The following is a 25,005-nucleotide window of genomic DNA, read 5'->3' as shown; positions in this document are numbered from 1 at the left end:
AATGAATAATTCATTCAAGTATTGTCACTATATAAAGGTTTGTGAAGAAAAAAACTTTCAATTTAGGCCGTTTTTTTTTAGACAACGTGATTTCGACATCAAATTATTAAAAAAGTATTAGTTGTTTTGTCTACAAAATTATTTTTTAGTAATGGTTTTCTCTCTGTAAAATTATAAGCAATTAGAGCTGAAAATATGTTATTGAAGTAGTCTGTTTGAGAGTAATTTCTAGAATGCTCGACTTGAAAAATACTTTTTTAATGAGGCAGATATTCTTCCAATGATTGCTCTTTTTATAAGATGAAAAGCATCTTGAATTCGAGTTAATAATTTGATTTTTATATTCTTTTGTAACTTGGTCACAAGATGAATTCTGTTTTCAAAAAGTGATTGAAAAAGTTCTTTAGATAAATATCCTTTGTCTCCCAATAGTTTTCCGGGAAGTTTATCAATAAAACCTTTCATTTTTAGAGGATTTGTATCGTGTGCATTTGTTGGAGTAAGTGTGGGGTCTATAATTCCTCCACAATCGTTCGTTATAACATGGAGATTGAAACCCAAGAACTAATCAAGAGAGCATTGACCTCTTAGGACTATTTCTTTAAATGCTTATGTTGTCCAATTCTTCTTTTATCACATACTCTCAATGGGGTAAAATCAACAAATTTAATTCCTGTACAGTCTGCCAAACCTTTTGTTTTTAAGTAAATCATCATTGGCAATAAATAAAGATGATTTTAGTTCAACCATTCTATTATAACTCACTAAATTTAAAAATTCTTTTGTTAGAAATCTGCATACATATTCAAGATAAAATGTTTAAAATTTTTATATCCAGAAATGTAAAAAAACTTGAATTGCAATTATTTCTGAAAGAGATAAATTCGATTTTCTAATCCGTTTTTTTCATTAGAAATCATTTCATTTTTCCAGTTAGGAACAAAAAATAATTGATATTTTAGTTAGCGAAAGCATAAGCATTTTTTTTTATTCATTTAATAAACAACAACTTAAACATACCACCTTTTACTTTTTTATGCAACTATTTTATCATATTTATGTCGAACTCACGTTAATTAAGATTTCAAATGCAAGCTCCCCTTAATATCAGGAAATACATTTACTAAAATTGCATTATTTCCTTCACTTGAAAAATATCTACAAGAATGTATAAAACATAATATGGATTTGATACCTCATTCTAAGTTAAAATATTATAACGTGGCCAAATATAATTTAAGGGATTTAAGTTATATTCACTCAATGTCGAATGCACAGGAATCTGTATTTTATCCTCATTTTGATTTTTTGCTGCGGAGTAAGCTGGAGAGGTAACTTTTATTTTTTTAGTATGTTTATCTTTGGTTTTAAAGTTTTTTATTTTAACCATTCTTTCTTATAAAGAATAAAATAATTTTGATATTATAAAAATTAAATTAGCAAATTAGCTCTTGAGTCAATCTCCTAATAAAAAGTATAATGTGGTAATCTTTTTAATCAAGCTGTCCAAAAGGACTGCCTTTTTTTGGTTTTACTCAACTTTGTGGATACGGAAAAAATTCTGTCTTACAAAACAGCATTGTATTGAGATTACCGTAATAAAAAAATGAATAGCCTAAAAATATTTTACAAAGTTATTTATAAAAAAATTACTTCCTGCATATGGCGGTAATATTTTATTTTTAACTTTTTTTAAAAAAATCCATTTTTTTAATTTTTGATCGTATAGATATAAATCAGCAATAGAATTATCTTTTAAAAAAACACTTTCTATTGTACATCCATCCTTTGTATTTAAATAGTGTTTCTTTATGTGGAAAGAAAAAATAGTATATTTTTCTAATTTGTTTTTTAACAATTCAGAAATAATTTTATTTTCAGTAACCAAATCGTCATACTCATACTTATATTTGTTATGATATTCATTTTTCCAAAACCTTCTTATAGATGAACTTTTAGGTACAAAGTGTACCGTAAAGTAACCTTCTTTCTCACAATTTAAATAGCTGAATAGAGGATGATCTGATATGTTTGATTCATCTATACTTAAATTGTATCCATCAAAATATTTTTTATCAAAAAAATCAACTTTTGTTTCATTTTGTCCTAATTTTATTTCTGATAACTTGTTTTGAGCAATACTGCTTGACAAAACCAATAAAACTATTGTTTTTACGAGTAATTTTAATTTATTTAATTGATTTTCCATTTTTATCAAATTTTGTTTTCGTATAATTTTCAGGATTAACTCTTATGTTTCCCTAAAAAAAACTACGCACCTCAAAATCCCCTTACTGTGAACTATTCCGAACTAATATCCTTTCTAATATAAGAGTCTATTAATTATCCAATAAAAAAACTACAATATAATACTGTAGCTTTTTATTATGGCGTAAAGTGAGAGGAATTTACGTATCTAAACAGAAAAAACTATCTCCTATAATTTGCTAAACCAATAAATTAAAATAAACCAAAATCTTATTACTATCTCTCCATTTGATCCAATATTTCATTTTCATAGTAAGATTATTGATAAGAATCCATTCGTCATTTATCTGAAGAACTTCTATTTCATCATCAGAAGAAGGTTTTATATCTAAGGATTTTCCATTAATTGAATTGCTATAGTAAGTGGGTATGTTTTTTTTAAATTCTATACCTAAAACCTCATCTTTAATGAAATATTCCCAATCAAAATAAATTACTTTATCACTCTTTGGTAAGTAAACTACTTGTGATTGCTTAGCATAGATTTGATAATTATTTTTATCTTCTTCTAGACAATTCAAAAACAAAATACCATAATCTGTCTTATACAAGAAGGGAATAATATCTGTACCAATTAATATTTTTTTATCTATTGGTTTTGTACAATTACTATCTAAAAAAAATACAATTTCTTGAAGATTATTAATATTATTTATTCTTAGAAGCCCAGATCCAAGCTTATCTAAATATTCATCATTTTGATACTCTAAAACTTTTTTGTTAGTAGATCTATTTTTATTTACATCTACTTCTTTTTTTACTTCAAAAGATTGATGATCAGCTTTATTTATACAACTAACTAAAAATGTGAAAAATAAAAATGCAATTGTTTTTTTCATTTTATTATTAAAAAAGCTACTCTTAGGTAGCTTTAGTTTTATTCAAATTTATTTACTTTGTTTAATTCTATCCATTGATGAAAAGTCCCTTCTCCACCAATGCCTTTAATATAAAATTTTTCTCCTTCTTTTTTGATGGTGTAGTTAGAATTTACTCGTACACACCTTTCATCTTTATCTTGAATATAATAAAGTTCTAGCTTATTATCCTTCTCAATTCCTTTATAACTTCCACCGCAAAAGTCTCTATTAACCTCGTGTAAAGAAATTCCATGTTCCGAAATATCAATTTGATATTCATACATTTCCATACCATGATTTGTACTATCTCCTTCTACCGAAACTGTAAATTTACCTGTTAATTTTCCAGAAATAGATTTTACTAAATATTTATTTGTTTTGAGATAAATGTCATTTTCAATGGATTTTCTTAAATATAAATAATCCTTAGTATTACTTAAGCCATTAGGAGTCTTAGAATATGGAGCTATTTTACTCTTTTCAAATTGATATACAATCTGATTTCCACTAATAGAAGGGTTGATAAAATCATTAACTGAATAAACCTCAGAATCTGTTCTTGGTTCATTTATAAAAAAACTATTTGTAATCTTATCATCTTTAAAAATTAATGAATAATACCACGATGTCCCAATTTCAGATGTTGCTTCAATTAATATGTTATCTATATTTTTCTCTCGAAAAATTGAAATAACGAATCCTGGCCCTTCATACTCTTTACCATCAAAATCTATTTCAAATACTTTCTTATTTTTATAAATTCTTAATTTATTATTAAACTCTTTTATTTTATAATTTTCATAAATAAAAAAACCTTCTTCTTCTTTAAAATACTTAAATTTAACATTCTTAGCATCATTTTTCTCTAAATCTTGATTAGATAATAAACTATCTTTTTAATATTTTCATTTGTTGGCAAATCAATTTCATTAGTTTTTTTACAACTAATTCCAAAAAATAATATTAGAATATAAAGTGTTTTATCATTTTTATCGAAATATATATTCTGTAAATATAAATTAAATCAATCCAAACAATGCTTCAAGCAATTACCCTTGAATTCTTTCATCAAATTTTCATCTACTTTTTCAATAAAAGTTGGCTCAATATCATCTTTTGTTACATCCTTTAATAAATCCTTTTCTAAATCTATATGTAACCAAATAACTGTAGGATCATCTTTGTCTTTTGATGTAATTTTGACTGAGATTTCTTTTTTGTTGCTCTATCAATAAAAAAATCATATCCTGTTTGTTTAATATTTGGATAATTTAATTGCCATTTCCCTTTTCAATAATTTTGCCTACAATATCTACACATTGATTTTCATCATAATTAGATTGATTTGAATAAAAATTTGAAGTAAGATTATTGCTGTCAAAATCTACAGGAGAATCAACTTTTATTTTACCATTAGATAAATACACTATATTCCAGTTATTTTTAATTTTACTCTTATCTAAAAAAATATTTTCGTTTTTAAAATAAATAACTTGCGCATCTGAATCAATATATTTTATTTTTTTTAATTCCAATTCTTCGGATATACTAGCAATATAGCCATTTACATCATCAGCTATTGTATAAAAATCCTCGCCTTTTTCAGTTTTTAAAACATTAATTTCCTCTTCATTAGGTGACCAAATAATGACTGCATTTTTATCTAGTATTTTTAAAGTATCTTTTGGAGAATTTAAAATTTCGTCTTGTTTTAACTGTTTAATGTCTTGTTTTGAGCTATCATTTTCTTTACAACTAAATAATAAAAAAATGCTAATAAATTGGAATAAAAAATATTTCATAAAATTTAATTTTGCGATTCAAATTGAAAATAAATACTATTGAATTACCTGTATATGATAACAATTATTTTCAATCAAAATTTTATCTAATTCTTTTCTTTTTGACATTTCAGAATAAAAACTTTTTTTATCTGACAATTTTGAATAAGAAATGTCAAATGTATTAATAAAATTATAATCTGCAATATGTTTTGAAACAGTTGAAGGACCTAATTCTTTAATTTTATCCTCCATTAATTTAATTATTTGCGATTTAGACAATTTATCTTTTATACCTTTTGCATACACATCAATAACTTTATCCCCTGGATCTTTATATATCCCTTTTTGTGTATTAACTCCATTAGATTTTGAACAATTTTGATACATAATTCTAGCTTGATCATAAGTAGATCTTGCAGTACTAGTTATATAAATATCATAATTTTTACTCGCATTTCCAACTTCAACTAAAATCTTTTTTGTTTTTTCCGATAAAGAATTTTCAACTGCAGTTTTCCCTTCAAAATGTAATTTAACTTTTATTTCATTATTATTATTTTTTGCAATTTCAGAAAGTCCATTTTTATCAAAAGATCTTACAAAACGTGGAATAACTCCTTTCATTGATTCTCTATATGATTCTTGATTTTCTTTTTTTGTAGAATGCCAACGTGCCCAATTTCCATCATGTCTAATTATATAATCAACTAAATATAACATTGCTGCTAATACAGAAGGCATAACAACAAAATCTTTAGGTCTATCTTTAATTTGAGCATTACCTCCTTGTTTACTTATACCTTCGCCCTCATACAACGAAGTTATACCAAGTGGTTTAAATTTAGAATATTTATTAAAAAAAGTCTCCGACCAACCATAATAAGGAGCACTACCAAAAGCCTCCATTCCACCTGTACCTGCTAGTTTATATTGAGGAGATTTAAAATGATCTGTCTCGCTCCTAAAAATTTTCTCAATTATATTCGAAATATCCCCACCAAAATACTTATATATAAGAAATAATGCATTCTCTGCATCTTTTGGAGTATAATTTTTTTTAAAGGTTCTAGATAAAGTTTTATCATTATCCATCAAAAATTTTATAAAATCAATTTCTCCATTAATTCTTTCAAAACTATCCCACTTCGCTCCCACTTGCAACACCAGCGTTCTATTCTTAATATGCTTAGCAGAAAAACCTTCAATACCTGCAAAATACGTTTCGGCTTCGCCTTTTTTGAGTTGGTTAACATCTTTCATAGTAAAACCTAATTTTGCAATACCGTCTTGATTCACTTTTGCTGCAGAAAAGTCTTCTAGTGAAGAGTCTTCTCCTAATTTGTGCATCGTGAATTTTATTTCTTCCCCTGCCATATTTCGGGTATGAGCGACTAATGTTAAGGCTGTTTTTTTCTTAGCATCATACGGTACTTTATCTGTTTCTAATACTCTTCTGCCGTCGTATTCAAAGTATAAATCTAAAAGCTGTCTTTTGGTTGTTAATTTTATTTCAACATCTTTAGCACTGTATTCTGCTTCTTTGAAATTGTAAAATTGATTATCAATAAGTCCTACAAAACCAATTTTCAAAAAGGCATTTTCTCCATTGCCTAATCTAAATTCGCTTTTCAATCTATCATCAAAAACAATAGGCTTGTTAATATTTCCATTGGCATCAGTTGTCGTATCACTATAATACTCATGTGCTGCAGAATATACCTCATTAGCTGATTTTTTTACATAAAAGAAAACACGTACTTTTTGGTTACCAAAGTTGGGAATACTGGCTTTGATTATAGAAATTTCGCCTTTAAAACCTGTGGTTTCTTTTTTGTCTCCTTGGGCATCGGTCCAACTGGCTTCTGTAACTCTTGGGATTACCATTTCAATTTTATATGAATCTTTTGATTTCTTCTTATCAAAACAATAAGCATGTACAAAATATTTCCCTTCATTTTGTGGTATTTGGAAAGTGAATTTTTTCCCTTTTACAATATAGGGTTTTCCTGGTTCGTTAGCATCTGTAGTTAATTGTAATCCTTTAGGCACAATTGCACTTCCTTTTGCATTATATACTAACCATTTTACTTTAGCCACCTCATCAGGTGTAGGTGGTTCGATTTTAAATTTCTTAACGGCAAAAGTTACTTCTTGTGGCGTATCCGAATGCAAATACACATTATTAGGCTTCTTATTATTAATAATCTCAATAGCTTCTACATAGTTTTCAATGATTTTCCATTCTTTTTTGCAAGTAATCGTATATTGATCGTTACTGTTAACTAGTAAAATATAAGTTCCTAGTTGTGGCATTGCTAGATTAATCACACCATCATTAGGAAGTACTTTAGAATCAGTTATAGATATGCGTTTCTCTTTTATTTTATGTTCAATTTGATAACTTAAAACAACTGGTTGTAATGGTTTCGCTACTTTATTTTCTTTTAATTTTACCACAAATGGTTTTTCGGTCGTGAAAGGTCTTGCAAATTCTCCATTAATCGTTTGTGGTGCTGTAACTACTATTTCTTGATTAATGATGGTTACCTCTACAAAAGCAGCTGTTTTTTTAGACTTTAAAGCTCCCGATGATTTTCCATAAGCTTCAATAGTATACTTTCCAGGCTTTCCAAAATTATAACTCAAAGTGGTTCCATGATCGACAAATTTTCTATTATTCTTTTTGTTACCATCTTTATAAACTATCCAATTGATGTTTTCTTTAGCATTTTTTAGCTGATTGATAAAGGTTTCATGAATACCAAATTCTAAGGTTTCGCCCGCAATAAAAGATTTTACATCACTATTTTTAATATAAACGCCACCATGATTCACTCCTGCTCCTACATCATCATGTTTTTCACTCAATCTTTTTAAGAAAGTGTACACGGTTTGAGTCCCCAAATCAGCATACATATTATTTGGACTCAGATTAGGATAAACTTTGGTTTTTGTAAAGAAGGTGACTTTATTAGGTAATTCACTTAAGCCTTCTACCTCTTTGAGCAATAAAAACAACTCGTCATACTCCTCAAACAAGTTGGCTATATTTGTGTTAGGATCTTTTAATCTTGCTTTAATATTTGTCCAATATTGTTTTGAAGCGGCACTTATAGTTCCGCTTACTATTTTTGCTCAATAGCATTAATCATTTTTTTGCTAACTGAATCCCAATCAAAATTATATACCTCTTGTGTGGTCTGGGTAAGTGTTTTAAACAAATCAAATAATGGATGCTTCGCTATTGTATCATCTGTTAAGAGTGTGGCAACAGTGATTCCGCTTTCTATTTTACTTATAATACCATTCCAATAGGCTGTTGCCTGAGCATCATTATTTAAAATAGCTTCTTCACGTTTTTTCTTCACCGCTTCTAAAACTTTAGAATCCGTTGGTGTTGATACAGAGAGTGTTGCGGGTACTGGAATGGTTTCGTTACTCGTAATACTTGAATAAACCGAAGATTGGGCAGCTGCTGCCGTTGTATTTGCGGTTGTGGAGGTAAGGGTAGATGACGAATTAACCTGATCAGTTCCAGAGCTATTTTCAGAATCCGAATTTGAGGCTTCTGCGTCTGTAAAACCCTCTCCAGAAGTGGTAGTCCCAGTCGTAGAACTGTTAGTATTACTAGTACTAGCGTTAGTTTTACCCCCAGAAACACCCTCCATGCCCGAAGGAGTAGTGCTACCAGCAAATGATTTTTGCGCGCTTGAAGTGTTTGCGGTAGCGCCTCCTCCGGTTGAGGTTGAAGTTACTGTAGTATCTGATGATGATTCTTTGGCTAATTCTTTTAAATAAAGTGATTCTAATGATTCTTCATTTTCCCAAGTAGCAGCAATTTTTTCTAATCGTTGCATAATTGCTTCAGAAAATTCTTTAGAATCTTTGGAAGTATCAAAATGGTCTAACTGTATGGTTAAACTTTCTATATCTGTTTTTTTCATAGGTGTGAAATTTATTTGTTATAGGTCACATAGGGTATGCTTCGCCAGTTCGACTTCGTCTCGGTCGTTTTTATTTATAGGTATTTACTTACGTAAATTTCTAGTTTATGACGATTTCATCTGTCTATATTTTTTTTTATAATAGGAAAACACATCTACTTGAAGTGTTGTTTGTTTCAAAGTCTCAGAGTTACAAAATTTCGATGTTCTGCAAGTAAAAAGAAAAAACAAGACACTCAATATAGTGGTGCAGTTGTGAAACAAAAATCCTTTTGTATTTTCAAAAAATTAGAGACCCTATGACTTTTAGCTTGGGACTTCGGGGTAACTCTTACTGGTTTTAAAAAGCTATTTTTAGGAATAATTCTCGCTTCATTTTTTTGTTTATTTTCGGATGTAAAATTAACGGTTACTTATTAAAAAAATCCTCACAACCCTCTTATTTACAGTAGTTTCAGTAATTAAACCACTTACTGAAACTACTGTTTTGATAGCTTAAAAAATGATTTTATTTTCAATTCTTAAACTAATTTTACACTCTCAAAACAGTACTGTTACAACAATCAAAAAAAGCGAAATAACCAGCCTCATTTCGGCATTTATCCTTAATAAATAATTAGTGTAATTTTAAAAAATCTTCCTATGGAACATGTAAAAAAAGATTTGGGAGAAATAAGTAAAACCTTAGAAAATCCCATAGATCATGAAATGACAAAAGATAGCATTTATAAAAAAATTGTAATTCAAAATTTCAATTTTATAACGAATTCAAATAGATCAAACGAAAACATAAAAGATATTATTGAAAAAGAACGTAAAGACAGTAGTATTTAAAAAATAAAAAAAATGGAAAAAAACAAAGCATTAGAAAAATGGAAAGAAAAGGTGGGAAACATACTCAAATTCTCTACCTCTGATGAAATAGCTTATTGCCGTATTCCCACCTATGAAATATTTCTTGAATATCAAAAAAACTACAAAAATGATGTACATCAGGCCATACTAACCTTATTTAACCAATGCTTATTAACCGTTGATACCTATAGTGATGAATTTAGTCTATCCTCTGGTAATGCGTTGGTAGAAAAAATGCAACAGTATAGTGAATTCTCGATCAATCCAACTCCTTTTGAAGATGAATTTAAAAAATCAGCAGCCTTAATACGCTATATGTTTAAAGTAGATCCATATCAATTAAACATGGACGATTTTTATAAAATGCTAGAAGAAGCTCTTTGGCTACAAAAACACAATAATAACAAACTAGAAGACATCCTAAAACAAGTCATACCACAAAATTTGTATAACTATTAATACTTTAAACTATGGGTTTCAATATTGACATAAATGATATTTTAAACAACAAACAACGCGACTACAACGGAATTGATTACAGCACAACTGATTCTAAAGATTTTATAATAGATTCTAATGGTGGTGATTTTAATTTAAGAGTTTTTGCTCCCTTAATTTTTGAACCTTTAAATGAAAAAGGATATAATCTACCTAGTTTAAAAATAGATGCGGTAACGGTTAATTTGAGTCGATCCAAAGACATCAATAAACAACGAATTGAAGGGCGCGATTCTACCATAAAAGAACATATTACTAATGGTGATTTTAGTATTTCCATTGAAGGCTTAATAGCAAGTGATAATGGAGTAGAATATCCAAAAGATAAATTATTATTACTCCGAAAATTTTTAAATGCACCGTATAGCCTACGTGTAACACATGCGATCATGAATCGATTTGGAATTTATGAAATTGTGATTGATTCCTACTCTATTCCTTCTATTTCAAGCACTCGAAATATTCAAAAATTTTCGATTAGTGCTACCTCAGATGAAATTGTTGAATTAATAATTAGAGACAATGTTTAAATTAAATGCTAAAATAAAGGTTTATGAAACCTATAAACTGATACCTACTCCTAAATTTTACGAATTTAATTATGTAAAAAATGTAGAAATAGTAAGTGCTTATAATACGTTAACAGACACAGCTAAAATTGAAATGCCAAAAAGAGTTTTTAAAGACTCTAAAAACTTCAACCAAAGTGCTTTAGCTGATGTTACAGACTTTATGAAAAAAGACTCTATTCATGATTACCTAAAACTAGAAAGCTTTATAGAAATCTACCTAGGATACAACAATGAATATCGAGCAGCTTTTAGAGGTTATATAACAGGAGTTAGTGGCGATAATCCTGTAATTATTACTTGCGAAGATATTATGTATGCTCTAAAAAAAGTCAAAGCAGTAGATGATAAAGAAACCAAATCATCCAATAAAGATCAATGGAATATGATCAGTCCTAACCCTGCTATTAATATTCAGAATTTTAATCCTAAAACTTTCTTTGAAAAGAAAATAAATAAACTAAAACTTCCTATTAAGATTAACGCATTAGATGAAGACTTAGGAAATATTATGATCAACAGAAACCAATCATTAGCGCAGGTTTTTGAGATGCTCAAGGAAAAAGGAATACATACTTATTTCAAGATGGAAAAATTCAAACCTGTATTAACGATTACCAATAATCCTCAACAGCATACTGCTAAGGAAATTGGAGGATTTATTGACCGAAATTTTATAGCACATCCTATAGCTGGGCTTTTAACAAAAAAACTAGTTAACAAAGGACTTGATATTTTAGGGCCAAAACTTAATAATATAAATAAAGCCTTTAACACAGATGCTTTTTTAGGAAAAGCACGATTTAGATTTAGATATAATATTATTAACGATAATCTCACAGTAGTTCGAGAAATCACCAATAACTCAAGAATTCGTGTTGAAAAATATTTTAACGATTCGAATACACCTATCGCTGTCGAGTTAGGCGATTCTAATGGTCCTTTATTAAAAACCTATGTAATTCATAATGACGACAATAAAAACAATATATCAGAAACAAAAACACCTTTTAAAGAAAAGGTAGCCAAAATAACTGCCGAACTTTTTCAGTACGCAGCATTAAGGGCAATGGAAACAAAACCTTCTGGACTTGAAGGAACCTTTACCACATTCGGAGAACCCTTTGTTCGACCTACCGATAAAGTGATTCTAGAAAATGCAAAAGAAAAAGAAAAGAATGGTACCTTCCTAGTAAAAGCTGTAAAAAGAACTTTTGGTTCAAACGGATATAGACAAACCATCGAAATAGGCAGACGAGTAGAAGTAAATTAATCAAACAAATACTATGGGAAATATAACCAATTTAATAAAAGAAGTAGCCCGCAATAATCGAATTATAGAAACCTTTGCGGCCAAAGTGATCAAGATCAATTTAGAAAAAAATCACTACATAGTGATCAAGATGCCTATACTATTGATATTATGAGAAGCGATGGTGCAATTATCAATAATGTGCGTCTGAAAGCTGATATTCAAAACAAAGAACAAGGTATTTTGCTTATCCCTAAAAAAGACAGTTGGGTGTTAGCTTCTATCATCGAAGGCGTAGAAACAAGAGCTTTTATTTCGCAATATTCAGAAATTGAGCGAACTGTAGTCCGAATCAAAAAAGATGAAAAACAATACTTTGAAATGGAAACTGATGCTTCAAAATGCAATATTCTGTTCAAAGAAAAAAAAGATAAAAGCAATGATTCTGATACAAAACCAGAATATAATAAAAGAGCGCAATTTGAAATTGACGCTTCGACTGAAGATTCTAAAATAACCACTGCTTTTTATGATAAGGATGGAAAAGAGATTTCTAAAACGGTACAAACAGGAACACAACAACAAACGATCTTATCTACTGTAAATGGTAGTAATGTCAAAGAGCGTGTAAAATGCACACTTACCTCAGCAGGAACACCTAATTTAAGCATTCAGTTTAACGATCAAGATGCAAAAGAAAAACAAAAAGTTGTGATTGATGAAACTCATACTGAAATAACTGTTAAAGATGGTTATAAAGCAGAAATTACTAAAGACAACGTGACTTTCATGAATAATGATTTAACTTTTGAAATGAAAGATAAATTTAAAATTAAAGCTGGAGGTAAAGATTTACTATCACAATTAAATGCTTTAATTGAATTATTAAAACCTTTAACAACTAATCCAATGTCTATAGGTTCGACACCTCTTACTCCAGATAAATATAAAAAGTTCGATGAATTAAAAACCAATATCGGCAAAATATTAGAATAATAATCAACTTTAAAAAAAATCTAAAAATTAAAAAATGGCATTAAATGTAACATCATTAAAGAATAAAATTAAATCAGAATTAAAAAATTTAAAGGATGATTTAAATGACGGCAAAAATATTGATCCAACAGAGGTTTTTGCCGAAAAATTAGCTGAAGCAATTGACACTTATGTAAAATCAGCAACCGTAAATGTAACCGTGACAACAACAGGCAGTGCTAGTGCTCAAACTGGAACTGGAACTGGAACACTATCTTAAAAACAACTATTTAAAAACAATCATTATGACCGATTTTTTAAACTCAAATCTCAACTATTTATTATTAGGAATAATAGTGGTTGGTGGTTTATTCATAACCAAATATACACCTGATCTTAAAATCAAGGATAGTTATAAAATTTTATGCTCCTCTTTACTTTTTTCAATCATTTTCTATTTTTTAGATGGTTGTGGACAAAAATGTATTAACTCCTATTTGTTCACTTATTTATTTGCCACTTCATTTTATGAATTAATTGTTAAATATTGCATTGAAAAATTAAATTCAATCAATTTTGATTTTTTTAAACAATTAAAACGATAACGTTTTTTCTATAAATAAAAAACTGAAACTACTGATTACCAGACTTTAAAAATTTCTTTTTCAATTTAACCCATCGTACTTTTACACTCAGAAAAGGAATTTATTCTTTAGAATTACAAAAAGCGCACTTCAGCAATTTACGTTGCGTATCATCATTAGATTTTCCGATTCCATCTTTAATCGCTAATTTAAAAAATACAGCGACAAGATACTTTATTCATAAATCTATACAAACTAAAATCAATTTTATAACTTAACTAATATTGTATTATGATAGACATTTCAACATTAAAAAACTGGTTTAAGAAAGGCTTAAAACCAACACAAGAACAATTCTGGGAATGGATGGACTCTTACTGGCATAAAAAGAAAAAATTCCAATAGAAAAAATAGAAGGAATCGATCCTATTTTACAAACTATAAACACATTAAACGAACGTAATAATTTAATAATCAAAACAGGAGAATTACAAATATTTAAAGTCGCTCCAAATTCAAATAACAATATTTTAGAGATTGGTGACTTTGTTCAAGGATTTGTAGAGGAACAATTTATAAACGCAACGTATAATGGTGGTGATTCAACAAAATTAACAAGTTATGGAATATACAATTAAAAATAAATTTATGAAGCAATTAGTATTAAGTTGTATTGCGACTATCGTAATGATAGCAAATGCATATAGTCAGAGTGGTAATGAAAAAATAAACGCACAAATTTTTACAAAACCAATCAAACTTATGACAGTAGGAACAGGGGATATAAATGATAATTTATTAGTGCGTAGCTCAGATAATACAATCAAAGAGATATCAAGTAGTAGCATAGGTTGCATTAAAGAAGCGCCAGTTAACGGACAAAAATATGTAAGAAGTAATGGAAATTGGATTCTAGCACCGCAAGAAAATAATACGAATCTACAATCAGTAATCGCTGCTGGAAGAACCGTTATAGCTAATGATCTGTCCGATGACTCTTACTTTTCGTTTGATAACAACATAAGTGCAACCAGACAACATAAATTTAGAGCTGGTTATGATGGTTTAATCATAGGGGAGCCCTTCAATAACGGAAGGGAATCTTTTCTCAAACTAAGTCCTAGTACAGGTCTAGTATTTGGACTAGGAAATAACTTTCTTAGTATTAGAGCCGACACGTTAAACGTCCCACAAGGTTCTTATTTGTCAGTTTTTTTCCCTGCGGTAAGCGGAACAGTCGCTGTGATTAAAACCACTCCTCCAGAATCCTCTACGGCTAACGGTAGAATCGGGGAAATTAGAATTACCCCTGATTATGTATATATCTGTACAGCTACAAACAAATGGGTAAGATTTTCAGTAGCAACTTGGTAAAATTTAACATAAAAAATAATTTTAAAAACTAGAAAACAAGGTATATAGCTAGTATTTCTGTAATCTCTAATATTTTATTATTCGTAAATGATAAAACAAAATTAGTAGAATCTTTAACAGCTATTTTAATTCGTATAAACTGATTTTACCATGATGGATAGTACTAAATACGATCTAGAATGAGATTCTTTTAGTACTATTATTATCTATTTACAATCCTAAAAAATAAATACTACACAAAGATAAACCTAATGAATAGTTTCAAATAAATAATAATTTCAAAACTAAAACTCAACAAATTATTTAGTTCATTAAACAAAAGTTAAATTATAAAATCATATAAATAGATGAACATTTCTGCAAAGAACAAAAACAGTTACAGGAATATGAATGGTTTATAAGCAAACATTATTCACCTCCCCTAGCAGATTTAAAATAGGATTAATATCATTTAAAAATGATGTCTAAAATACAAAAGTTATTTTTTATCATCTTGAAATAAAAACTAGACTCCAGTCTTTGATCTAAATCTCTCTTTCAGAATAATCATCACTATCCGATATATAAAATAGCTATTTAAAAAATTTCACTTTCTAAAATCAAATTAATTTTAAAATGAAAATAACCAAAGAAAAATTAAAATCATATTTCAAAAAAGGTGACAAACCAACTGAAGATCAGTTCAGCCAATTAATAGATAGTATTTTTACAAAAGAAGAAGCTATCGAACTCTTTAAAAAAGAGGATGAGAACAAAGAGTATTCTTACCAAGAATTAAAAAATCTAATCGATACTAAAAATCTGATTGTTGGGAAAAAATATATTTTATCTGATTATCAAACAAAATATTATATCGAAGGGACAAATAGTTCTCCCATTGAAAAAACAATAACAAATCAATCAATTGTTTCCAATTATGGCTTCTTTTCTCCCCCTTTAACAGATTTAACAGATGGCTTTGAAATTGAAGTAGTAAGTCTTCCCAATAATTATATAGGAAATATACAAGTAGGAGATAAAACAACGGTAGCTTCAAATTATTCCCAAGGTTATTATTTAAAATTCTCTAATGGTCTTCATTCGATAATCGGTAGTACTTTTAAATACAAAAAACAGCGTTACAATTCAATCACTTCAAATCAAACTATTTTAGATTCAAACTTAAAAGCTATTATAAAACCAGGAGGAGTAATTAATACTGAGGTACATGATGGAACACCGTATATGCAAATGTCAGCTATTGAAAATCCAACAGTGCCTATTGAAAAAAATTTGCTTGACTGCAATTTCAAATAGCTCATTTTCTACTCAAGCTGAAAGTATAACTTTTCCTGGTGAATTTTTAGAATATGATTTTTCAAATTCAGATATTAAAAATGAAAATGATATAACGATCGGAACAAGAAATGGATTCATTACAAGACGCATTTCCAAAAACAAAAAAATTGACATTAACAAAGACTGGCGTGTACAACGATACAGACGTTATAAATTGTCTGATACTGATTGGTCAAATTATATTCTCAGTAATGCAACAGATCATTCCCTTTATAATTTAAACGATATCAATTCTTGCACCTTAGCAAACATAAAAATAACCGAATCACATAGATATATCGCTCCTTATATTGAAAATATTAACTTTTTCCAAGATTTCAGTAAATTAGGTAGCACTTTTAATCCTTTTTTAACTGGTTCTACAGCACCTAATTTCGTTTACGGAGCTATGATGGAAACTGTAGATAATAATATTTTCAAACATACTATCACTGTTTCTACTACAAATAATGGTAAAGATTTTTTTATTTTCCCTTTAGAACAATTAGAATCTATAAATTCTCTAAAAATAAACAACTTAGAAAATAGTATTTTTCTAAATCTAAATAGTCAGTATAATGAAAAAAATGCGATTGAGATTATAATCACTAATGGTATAAGTTTATCCACTTTTATGGCAGGAAGTACAATTTTATCTTCTTCAGAACATAAAATAGGTTTAATAAGAATAACTGCTATTGACAACCTTATTTTAAACAACAAAGGATTTGTTGATAGCTTACACATTCTAGCCACGTCAAAAATAAATAACAATGGTTATATGAATTGCGTAACAATTGGAGGAATGCCTTCTAATGCTACTCCTTTTGGAGTTACTTATATTAATCTAGATTTTGATCCTACTTGTCAAATTAGAAATACCATTTTTGGAGGAAAAAGAGCTGATAGGCTTTTTTTTCAACAATGTTCAAACAAATAAATGTCTTTTCTCTTTCAGTAGAGGTCAATATTTAAAATTTTCAAATAGCCTATTATACTTAACTGCATTTAAGTTTGGAGGAGATTTTTATTCGAATCTCTTATCATTAGATACAACGAAATTAAATACTAAAAAAAATAACTTAAGTGGCTATTTATATGAAGTTCCTGAAAATTTATCTGGACAAAAAATATTCACAAATACTAATAATGATTTAGTATATGAAAATTACATAACTGAAGCGAATGGTGCTTCTACTAATAAAATAATAACGTTATTAACACTTTCAAAATAATAATAACTAACGAAGAATTAATAAAATTAAATCAACTTCAAAGTGAATTAAAATCATATGAAGATCAAAACGTATTTGATAAAATGGGAATTAAAAAATTAGAAGAACTTTAAAATATTTTAATTAAATATAACTTATCAAAACAACTGAAACTACCGTTTCTTCCCTTCAAAAAACTTTAATAAACCCTTTTAAGAGATTATTTTTGTATAACAAAACCTTCAAAACGAGAGCGCTCTCAATTTTAAAACAAAACTTTAAATTCTATTAACATGAACGATTTCATTATAAACGATGATTTAAAAATTGCAGAAAACGATTTTTTAATTGATCAAGTAGAACAACAAAATATTGAATTTTTACTTCTTACTCAAAAAGGAAATTATAAAGAGTTCCCTATTCTAGGAGTTGGCATTAGTCAATATGTAAATAGTCCTGATACAACTTCAAGATTACGCTTAGAAAACGAAATTGACAAACAATTATCCTATGACAACTTCTATATCAAAACATTAGATATTAACAACTTAAACAACATTATCATAGATGGGCACTATTAGACCACAACAAAATCAAAATATTTTTGACATCGCATTACAAGAATATGGCAGCATAGAAACTACGTTTGATATCTTAGATGATAATGGTTTTTATAACATCACAAATGATTTATCTGAATATGAAGATCTCATAATTGGTCGTGAAGCTTTCAAAAAAGACATTGTTGATTATTATAAGTCTCGAAACATAAAGCCAGCAACAGGTAGTTCTAAAGAAGATGAAGACCTGATAAATGATCTGACTGGAATAAATTTCATGACTCTTGAAGATGATTTTTTTGTCTATTAACATCTTCCTTCCCTTTCTGATTAGCAAGTGCTAATCATCTATCTGATAAAAATAACGTAATAACTCATTACAGGCAAACTATACTTTGCTTGCAGGATAACTTTTAATTAAATTTTTAATATATGGCACGGACAATTGCTGAAATTCAGAATGAAATTCTAGAACAAAAAAAAGATACAATATCACTTAATAAACTTAATAACGAATCTAAAACAAGTATTTGGAAATTGTGGATTAATATAGTCGCTACTGCTATTTGGATACATGAAAAAATAGTTGAAAGAAATGCTTTAATCTCTAGACCTCATACCCTCAACTGGTATCGTGAGCAAGCATTAAACTATATACATGGTCAAAATCTGATTTGGAAAGATGGTTCTTATCAATTTGAAACGAATCCAGATAGCTTAAAAAGTGACATAGAATTACAAAAATCATCAAACACTGTGCAGTTAGTGAAGTAGAACTAGAAGCTTTAATTGGTAAAAATAACACACAACTTTTTGGTAATTCAAGTCATTTATATAACAATATAGGAGTTGTACACATGAAAGTAGCAACCGATATGGGTGAAAATATAAAGCCCATTTCAAACGATCAACTTTCTAACCTAAAAGAATATATATCAAGAATAAAAGATGCGGGGAATCAAATAATTATAGAATCATTACCTGGAGATATTTTATCATTAACACTTGATGTCTATGTTGATCCTTTAGTAATTAATGTAAGTGATGAAGATAAAATTCAAAATGACAATACAATTACAGAAAATACTCCTAAAGACCCAAAAATTGGCACCTTAATTAATTCCAATAAAAAACCTGTAGAAGATGCTATTAGAAATTATTTAAAAAACTTAGACTTTAATGGAGCATTTGTCAAAACATTCTTAATTGATGCTATACAAAAAGCAGAAGGAGTAAAAATTCCTATTCTAATAGAAGCTAGCTCAAAAGTAAATAAAACGGTAAACACAAGCGAAAATGATTCATTTAAAATTATCAAAGAAGATTTTGTAATACCTAAAGCAGGGTATTTTGACTTAGAAGATCTAAAAATGAACATTACATACAAACCTTACACTTTCTACCGAGAATATGAATCTAAATAATAAAAAATGAAGAAGTACACCACTATTGAATGGAAAAAAGCACTCCTATGGCTAATTCCTCCATTATTAAGAAAAAGAACACATTTTGACTGGTTAAACGTTTTATTAAGTCCTTTAAAAAAGATCTACGAAGAAACGCTTTACAAAATGCAACACACTGGGCAAGTTATCTATCTGGAAAAAGTTTTAAATGAAACATTTAACACATCTAAGACATATAACCCCAATTATTCTACTAAAATAAAAAAAGACAATGCTCTTATTTTTATAGATGAAACAATAAAACCTAAGCATCAATATATTTATTTACATTCTGAATACGAACAAAAAAAATATATCATTCCTCCAAAAATATATTTAAATGATGAACCTGAAAAAAATGAGCTTTTAAAACCACTATACCTTGTTCATAAAGATGACTCAAAAGTTAGATATGCGGACTTCAGAGTATTTATACCAAACAGTATCTCCTTTATGAAATCAAAATACAGAGACATTCTAGATTTTTACAAATTAGCGGGAAAAACATACGAATTCATTAAGTATACCCCAAAAAATCAATAATCAAACAATCCATACAATCCAATAGTTTTTATCATAAATTTTTTTAAACATGAAACAAATTAATTTTAATAATGCTGGAGGTTTTCCTCTAGAGCAAGAAACATTAAAATACCTCCAAACAGCCTATAGACATGAGTTATTTGAAGCAATTAAAGCTCATTTAAGCATAACTCCTGAAAATAATTACATCATTGCCGAAGACAAAAAAACAAATCAAGGTTGGCTAGTAATCCATCAAGAACTTCCTGATTTAGAAACGTCAATAAATCTTAATTCAAAAGAACCTATAAAAAAGAATATTCAAGGTATTTTATATCCTCTAAAATTAGGAAAAGGACTGAGTACTCCTACTCAATATATAAAAACTATCAGAACAACAACTCCATTAAATTTTGGTGATGGTAATTTAAAAGAAGTATATGTAGATTACCAAGCTGAATATATTATCAGTGAAAATATTGAAACTACAGAAATTCAAGAAAACAAAATAATAAATCTATATAACCTTAATAATTTTAAAAAAATAAAAGATATTAATAGTATTTCTAACGATATTTCAAATTTATTTTCCATTGTTAATACTCTTACAAACAAACTAGAAGACTTAAGACAAATTACGAATACTAAAGCAGATAAAAGCTATGTAGATCAGGTCGTAACTCAAATTAATCAATTAAACTTACAGTTCCAACAAGCAATTCAAAAACTTACTGATGAAAAAGCTGAAAAAATATTAGTAGACCAACTCATTAAAAGAATAGAAGCGTTAGAAAAACGTCCACAAGGCTCCGTTCCTATTGGCACCATCGCGTTATGGGATAAACCCGCAAATGAAATACCGCAAGGATGGATAGAATACACCCCACTACAAGGGAAAATGCCTATAGGTTTAGATGAAAAAAACAGTAATTTAAATACTCTTAATAGTAAAGGAGGTCTTTTTGAATATGAAATTACCAAACAAAATCTACCAAAAGTTGAATTATCATATTATTATCAGATACATGATGGAAATACAGATTCTTCTCCAGGAGGAGCTACTCCTTTTTATAGTACAAAGATTGGAAAAATTTTATTTGGAGAAGACAATCCAGAAAAAATAAAACTACTCCCCCTTATCGCGTAGTACATTTTATTCAATATATCGGAGGTACTGTAAAAATTGCTAATAAAACTATTAATCTTCCTATGGGACAATCTACTACTGGTGAAATAGAACTCATAGCAAGCGTTGATACTATTGTTTCACAATATGAATGGAGTTATGCAGATGGCTCTGCCTTGCCTAGCCATATCATCTCTAATCAAAATACATTAAAACTAAATGCTCTTACCGAAGGAATATATCATTATAAATTATCAGCAACCATCGGAAATGGAATTGTGATTTCTGGTACTACTAGTGTAACTGTTAAAAAAAATAATGCTCCTTCAATTTCTAACTTAGTACCGGCTAACGAAAGCATTACAGTTGATACAAATGGTATATATAAAGTCAATACATCCACCGTTGAATTTAATGCAACTCTTATTGATATAGATAATGAAACTCTTACATACAATTGGGCACAAATTCAAGGTCCAACAAACACAGGAGTTAATTTTACAGGAACAACCATTGCTAAATCTTCCAACATCATCAAACTAACAGTTAACAATCTAGAAATCAACGACTCACAAAACCCTTATATTTTTAGACTTTCAGTTACAGACCCATTTGGTAATAAAACTGAAAAAGACATAAAAATTATGATGAAAAGGTCTATAGTTAGTCAAATGATCAGTAATACTAATGGAATTTCTAATCATTTAATTACCATAACAGGTAAACCAAATGAAGAACTTGATATTGAAACAATTCTATCACTAAAAGTCACAAAAGGTATCAATAATATTCCTTATAATGCAACAATAAGTGGTCACAGTTCTCTTTACATTTCTCCTGATTTTATTCATAATCCTATTACAATATCAGCTATAGAAAAAAATAGTATATCAAAAAGTGTCAAAGAAAATGATAAAATTATAATTGGTCCTGACGGACATAAGAAATTAGAATGTATATTCTATACTGGAGCTAATTATATGAATGGAGCTTTATATCAGCCTTCGATTAATAAAGAAATATCAAAAGAAGAAGAGATGAATTTAACTTATATTCCTCCTATTGAAAACTCTATTTATGCTCTTTCAAAAGCTCTTTTTACTATTACAAATGATGGAACTAGTACTAATTTAGAATGTACATTTGATAGCAATATTTTATTAGATTAAAAAATAATATTTCTAAATTAACCCTTTTAAAAAGAGGCTGTACAAATCTATTAAACCCTATTCAGTAACTTTTCATAAAAGACAACTAGGAAAATCTAAAACTGCTTTATAATAATTTTAAAGAAGTCAACTTGGATTATACTTATCGTAAGTTAGTTCCTATTAATAATAACAAACTGAATATTATTTTTTGTACAGTCTCTCTCTTATTTCATACATCTATAAGCCCTATCATCATGCAATTATTTCAAAAAAAAATAAATTTAATAAATCTCTATAAAGAGTATTTCTTTTTTTAAATCTAAATAGTTTTTCATTTTTATCCTTCACTTATACCCTTGATCTAAAATCTAAATCTATTTTAAAAAATTACCTTCTTTCATTTGTAACTTTTTTAACAAAACATACGTACAACCTACGAATAGTTTGTAAAAATCTTTCTATAAGAAAAAAAATACATTTAACTCCAATAAATGGCAAAATTTTTGTAAGAGATTTTATCAGAAAAACTCAAGCTACTCTATTTAATAATAAGACCTTAGCATTTATTATTAATAAGATAACTTGTAAGCTAATTATTTTTTTTAAGTATTGCATTCTCACAAGAAAGAAAGATTATTTAGCCTATTTGCTTTTTAAGAATACCACTTATTTTGTATCCCCCCATAATACACTAAAGTATGATTAATAAAGCAAATTATTATATAAATGAAGTAAAAATACTACTTTACGGAGTAGTTCTTTATTTAGATTTAGATATTGAAATCGTAAAAGTGCTATTTTTTTTAATGGTTATAGATACCTTTTTAGGGATTATAAAAGCCATTGTATTAAATAATATATTTAGTTTTAAAAAATTAGCTTTAGGATTTGTATCTAAACTTGCTATTTTGTTGATTCCAGTAGCATTAGCCCTAATGAGTAAAGGTCTTAATTACGATTTTAAGTGGTTTGTAACCATAGTAATTGATTTATTAATAGTTAGTGATGGTATTTCTATTTTTAGTAATATAATTGCTATAAAAACTAAAAAAGAAATTGAAAATTTTGATGCTCTTACTCAACTATTAAAGGCAATTAGAAATTTGTTAATCAGATTTTTTAAAAAATTATTAAAATCACTTGACGCATACAAGGGACCTTGATTTTACTAAATTTTTGATTAAAACTTTAACTTATTTTTAGCCTTTTATAGATCTGGAATTAGTCGCATATAACGTTCTTAAAAAATATTTATAAAACAAACTGAACTATATAATAAAACCTTGAAACGTTTATTTAACATTAAAAAGAGAATAATTACATTGATATAAGTAACTCATGTCTTATGATCAATAATAGGCCTACACCTATGCCTTTTACATCAGAGGTATATAAAATAACTTTTAGTTCATTAGTCAATTCTCAAAAAAAATATGATCTATTTTTATGCTATGAAGAACTAATAGAGGAAGAAGAAATACAAAATTTAAAAAATAATTTAAATATTGAAATAACTGGGGATGGAAGCATTTTTGAAATTATTAATTTTACAGAAGACTTCTCTATTCAATTTGATTTAGAGGATAGTTTTTTTATAGAAAATGAATATACAAAAAACGGTTTAATTTATTTTAGAAAAACTAAAAGTTAAACCATTAGCACTTTAAAAAAGTATATACATTCATATTTTATGATACAATTGCTTCGGTTTTAATAAACCGAAGCAAAAACTAAGAAATAAACAAAATTTCTTATAGTTATAATTTAAAGCATCTTATACCAGACAAAATATAAACAGATACTCTTATTTGAGAAGAAATAAATCTTTAAATAATATTAGTTCATTTTTTTGAAGACCTAAAAAGATTTTCTAATTCATACACCTTACTCTCTAATTCATGTATTTTTTCATAAATACTAACAGGATCGGGCATTTGCTTAGAGGCATACATCTTAGCATACCATACTTCCAATACATCTTCAGCATTTATAGAATAAACAGGAAAGTTTCCATCTCGATTGTCTGATTTTAAAATCAACTTCCCACTTTCTTTTATTCTATTTAAAACTCTTTTACAACTACACCATCATACTTACTTACAATTACATAAATTCTACCATCTACTATATCCTCAAAATTTTCAACATACCTACCAAAAATATAATCCCCATCATGTATAGTAGTTGTCATAGAATTTCCTTTCACCTCAAAACACCTATACGTCCCTTCATTTAACATCGGCATACTAAAAGCAGGTAATTTCTCTATATATTCAGGATCAGCATATCCATTAAGATAGCCCGCACGAGCTTGAGCTCCAATTAAATTAATATTTTCTTTTCCATCTTCATTTATTGTAATCACTTTAGGCATTGATAAACCAAAAGTTCCATCCCCTATCACAAACATTTCATCACTCTTTTCAAATAAATAATCAGGATTAACATTACAATGCTCAACAATACTATTAATTAAATCGTAACCTGGTTTTGTTTTTTTACGTTCACCATTTTCTTGTAACCTTCCATTAGTTATACTATCTATTGTGGTGGTCGTAACTCCTATTAATTTAGCAAAGGAATTATTGTTCAGTTTCAAGGTATCAATAATCAATTTTATTTTTTCATGTATATCCATAACTAACACTTTTCATTAAGATCTTATACATATAAGAATATGTTTCAAATTTAAAACATTTTTTTTTAA

The 25,005-nt window shown here is 28.0% G+C and carries 28 protein-coding genes and 1 pseudogene; 20 read left to right on the top strand and 9 right to left on the bottom strand.

Going from position 1 to position 25,005, the window contains the following annotated elements:
- Window positions 1-106: 106 nt before the first annotated feature.
- The 7 genes and pseudogenes from JJC03_RS19420 to JJC03_RS10165 form a co-directional block, all read right to left on the bottom strand.
- Window positions 107-944, bottom strand: a pseudogene (locus JJC03_RS19420) (IS982 family transposase); the annotation flags it as partial.
- A 671-nt stretch (window positions 945-1,615) separates the two neighbouring features.
- A complete protein-coding gene (locus tag JJC03_RS10190; RefSeq protein WP_235873254.1) occupies window positions 1,616-2,209 on the bottom strand; it encodes a hypothetical protein in 594 nt (197 codons plus the stop codon).
- A 238-nt stretch (window positions 2,210-2,447) separates the two neighbouring features.
- A complete protein-coding gene (locus tag JJC03_RS10185; protein WP_235873252.1) occupies window positions 2,448-3,107 on the bottom strand; it encodes a hypothetical protein in 660 nt (219 codons plus the stop codon).
- 38 nt (window positions 3,108-3,145) lie between these two features.
- Complete coding sequence (locus JJC03_RS10180) at window positions 3,146-3,412, bottom strand: hypothetical protein (protein ID WP_235873250.1); 267 nt, start codon at window positions 3,410-3,412, stop codon at window positions 3,146-3,148.
- Between the two features lie 987 nt (window positions 3,413-4,399).
- Window positions 4,400-4,930, bottom strand: coding sequence for a hypothetical protein (locus tag JJC03_RS10175; RefSeq protein ID WP_235873244.1), 531 nt, complete (start codon window positions 4,928-4,930; stop codon window positions 4,400-4,402).
- A 36-nt stretch (window positions 4,931-4,966) separates the two neighbouring features.
- Entirely contained in the window at window positions 4,967-7,951 is a 2,985-nt protein-coding gene (locus tag JJC03_RS10170) for a hypothetical protein (protein WP_235873243.1), read from the bottom strand.
- 86 nt (window positions 7,952-8,037) lie between these two features.
- Window positions 8,038-8,856, bottom strand: coding sequence for a hypothetical protein (locus JJC03_RS10165; protein ID WP_235873242.1), 819 nt, complete (start codon window positions 8,854-8,856; stop codon window positions 8,038-8,040).
- A gap of 642 nt (window positions 8,857-9,498) precedes the next feature.
- Here JJC03_RS10165 and JJC03_RS10160 point away from each other — a divergent pair.
- The 20 genes from JJC03_RS10160 to JJC03_RS10070 all read left to right on the top strand — a co-directional run bounded on the left by JJC03_RS10160 (window position 9,499) and on the right by JJC03_RS10070 (window position 23,949).
- On the top strand, window positions 9,499-9,690 hold the full coding sequence (locus JJC03_RS10160; protein ID WP_088397761.1) for a hypothetical protein: 192 nt from the start codon (window positions 9,499-9,501) through the stop codon (window positions 9,688-9,690).
- 12 nt (window positions 9,691-9,702) lie between these two features.
- A complete protein-coding gene (locus JJC03_RS10155) occupies window positions 9,703-10,170 on the top strand; it encodes a hypothetical protein (protein ID WP_088397760.1) in 468 nt (155 codons plus the stop codon).
- Between the two features lie 11 nt (window positions 10,171-10,181).
- On the top strand, window positions 10,182-10,739 hold the full coding sequence (locus JJC03_RS10150; RefSeq protein ID WP_088397759.1) for a DUF6046 domain-containing protein: 558 nt from the start codon (window positions 10,182-10,184) through the stop codon (window positions 10,737-10,739).
- Window positions 10,732-12,051 carry a hypothetical protein gene (locus tag JJC03_RS10145; protein WP_103715116.1) on the top strand — a complete coding sequence of 440 codons (1,320 nt, stop codon included), beginning with the start codon at window positions 10,732-10,734 and terminating at the stop codon, window positions 12,049-12,051. The genes JJC03_RS10150 and JJC03_RS10145 overlap by 8 nt, the downstream gene beginning before the upstream one ends.
- A gap of 150 nt (window positions 12,052-12,201) precedes the next feature.
- A complete protein-coding gene (locus JJC03_RS10140; RefSeq protein WP_235873241.1) occupies window positions 12,202-13,026 on the top strand; it encodes a hypothetical protein in 825 nt (274 codons plus the stop codon).
- Window positions 13,027-13,060: 34 nt separating this feature from the next.
- Complete coding sequence (locus JJC03_RS10135) at window positions 13,061-13,285, top strand: hypothetical protein (RefSeq protein WP_088397756.1); 225 nt, start codon at window positions 13,061-13,063, stop codon at window positions 13,283-13,285.
- Between the two features lie 25 nt (window positions 13,286-13,310).
- Entirely contained in the window at window positions 13,311-13,610 is a 300-nt protein-coding gene (locus tag JJC03_RS10130) for a hypothetical protein (RefSeq protein WP_088397755.1), read from the top strand.
- 600 nt (window positions 13,611-14,210) lie between these two features.
- The gene (locus JJC03_RS10125; protein WP_088445170.1) at window positions 14,211-14,963 is read left to right on the top strand and encodes a hypothetical protein; all 753 of its coding nucleotides are present in this window, start codon (window positions 14,211-14,213) and stop codon (window positions 14,961-14,963) included.
- A gap of 615 nt (window positions 14,964-15,578) precedes the next feature.
- Window positions 15,579-16,259 carry a hypothetical protein gene (locus tag JJC03_RS10120; protein ID WP_235873240.1) on the top strand — a complete coding sequence of 227 codons (681 nt, stop codon included), beginning with the start codon at window positions 15,579-15,581 and terminating at the stop codon, window positions 16,257-16,259.
- Entirely contained in the window at window positions 16,240-17,220 is a 981-nt protein-coding gene (locus tag JJC03_RS10115) for a hypothetical protein (protein ID WP_235873239.1), read from the top strand. The genes JJC03_RS10120 and JJC03_RS10115 overlap by 20 nt, the downstream gene beginning before the upstream one ends.
- A complete protein-coding gene (locus JJC03_RS10110) occupies window positions 17,168-17,515 on the top strand; it encodes a hypothetical protein (protein ID WP_235873238.1) in 348 nt (115 codons plus the stop codon). Before JJC03_RS10115 ends, JJC03_RS10110 begins: the two co-directional genes overlap by 53 nt.
- A gap of 272 nt (window positions 17,516-17,787) precedes the next feature.
- On the top strand, window positions 17,788-18,075 hold the full coding sequence (locus JJC03_RS10105) for a hypothetical protein (protein WP_088397751.1): 288 nt from the start codon (window positions 17,788-17,790) through the stop codon (window positions 18,073-18,075).
- Window positions 18,062-18,364 carry a hypothetical protein gene (locus tag JJC03_RS10100; protein WP_088397750.1) on the top strand — a complete coding sequence of 101 codons (303 nt, stop codon included), beginning with the start codon at window positions 18,062-18,064 and terminating at the stop codon, window positions 18,362-18,364. The genes JJC03_RS10105 and JJC03_RS10100 overlap by 14 nt, the downstream gene beginning before the upstream one ends.
- A gap of 122 nt (window positions 18,365-18,486) precedes the next feature.
- The gene (locus JJC03_RS17835; RefSeq protein ID WP_258930728.1) at window positions 18,487-18,828 is read left to right on the top strand and encodes a hypothetical protein; all 342 of its coding nucleotides are present in this window, start codon (window positions 18,487-18,489) and stop codon (window positions 18,826-18,828) included.
- 83 nt (window positions 18,829-18,911) lie between these two features.
- Window positions 18,912-19,478 (top strand): hypothetical protein, encoded by a 567-nt coding sequence (locus JJC03_RS17830; protein ID WP_258930718.1) that lies wholly within the window; start codon window positions 18,912-18,914, stop codon window positions 19,476-19,478.
- Window positions 19,479-19,484: 6 nt separating this feature from the next.
- The gene (locus tag JJC03_RS10090; protein WP_088397748.1) at window positions 19,485-20,042 is read left to right on the top strand and encodes a hypothetical protein; all 558 of its coding nucleotides are present in this window, start codon (window positions 19,485-19,487) and stop codon (window positions 20,040-20,042) included.
- A gap of 49 nt (window positions 20,043-20,091) precedes the next feature.
- On the top strand, window positions 20,092-21,168 hold the full coding sequence (locus tag JJC03_RS10085) for a YiiG family protein (protein WP_235873236.1): 1,077 nt from the start codon (window positions 20,092-20,094) through the stop codon (window positions 21,166-21,168).
- A gap of 62 nt (window positions 21,169-21,230) precedes the next feature.
- Window positions 21,231-22,316: a PKD domain-containing protein gene (locus JJC03_RS10080; protein ID WP_235873235.1), complete on the top strand. Its 1,086-nt coding sequence runs from the start codon at window positions 21,231-21,233 to the stop codon at window positions 22,314-22,316.
- 680 nt (window positions 22,317-22,996) lie between these two features.
- Complete coding sequence (locus JJC03_RS10075) at window positions 22,997-23,461, top strand: phage holin family protein (RefSeq protein ID WP_103715104.1); 465 nt, start codon at window positions 22,997-22,999, stop codon at window positions 23,459-23,461.
- 182 nt (window positions 23,462-23,643) lie between these two features.
- On the top strand, window positions 23,644-23,949 hold the full coding sequence (locus JJC03_RS10070; protein WP_088397744.1) for a hypothetical protein: 306 nt from the start codon (window positions 23,644-23,646) through the stop codon (window positions 23,947-23,949).
- 190 nt (window positions 23,950-24,139) lie between these two features.
- Here JJC03_RS10070 and JJC03_RS17825 read toward each other — a convergent pair whose 3' ends face one another.
- On the bottom strand, window positions 24,140-24,337 hold the full coding sequence (locus JJC03_RS17825) for a hypothetical protein (protein WP_258930697.1): 198 nt from the start codon (window positions 24,335-24,337) through the stop codon (window positions 24,140-24,142).
- A gap of 23 nt (window positions 24,338-24,360) precedes the next feature.
- Complete coding sequence (locus tag JJC03_RS10065; protein WP_258930695.1) at window positions 24,361-24,936, bottom strand: XRE family transcriptional regulator; 576 nt, start codon at window positions 24,934-24,936, stop codon at window positions 24,361-24,363.
- Window positions 24,937-25,005: the final 69 nt, after the last annotated feature.

Source organism: Flavobacterium oreochromis (genome assembly GCF_019565455.1).
GTDB lineage: Bacteria > Bacteroidota > Bacteroidia > Flavobacteriales > Flavobacteriaceae > Flavobacterium > Flavobacterium oreochromis.
This window is presented reverse-complemented; position numbering and strand designations above follow the sequence as displayed.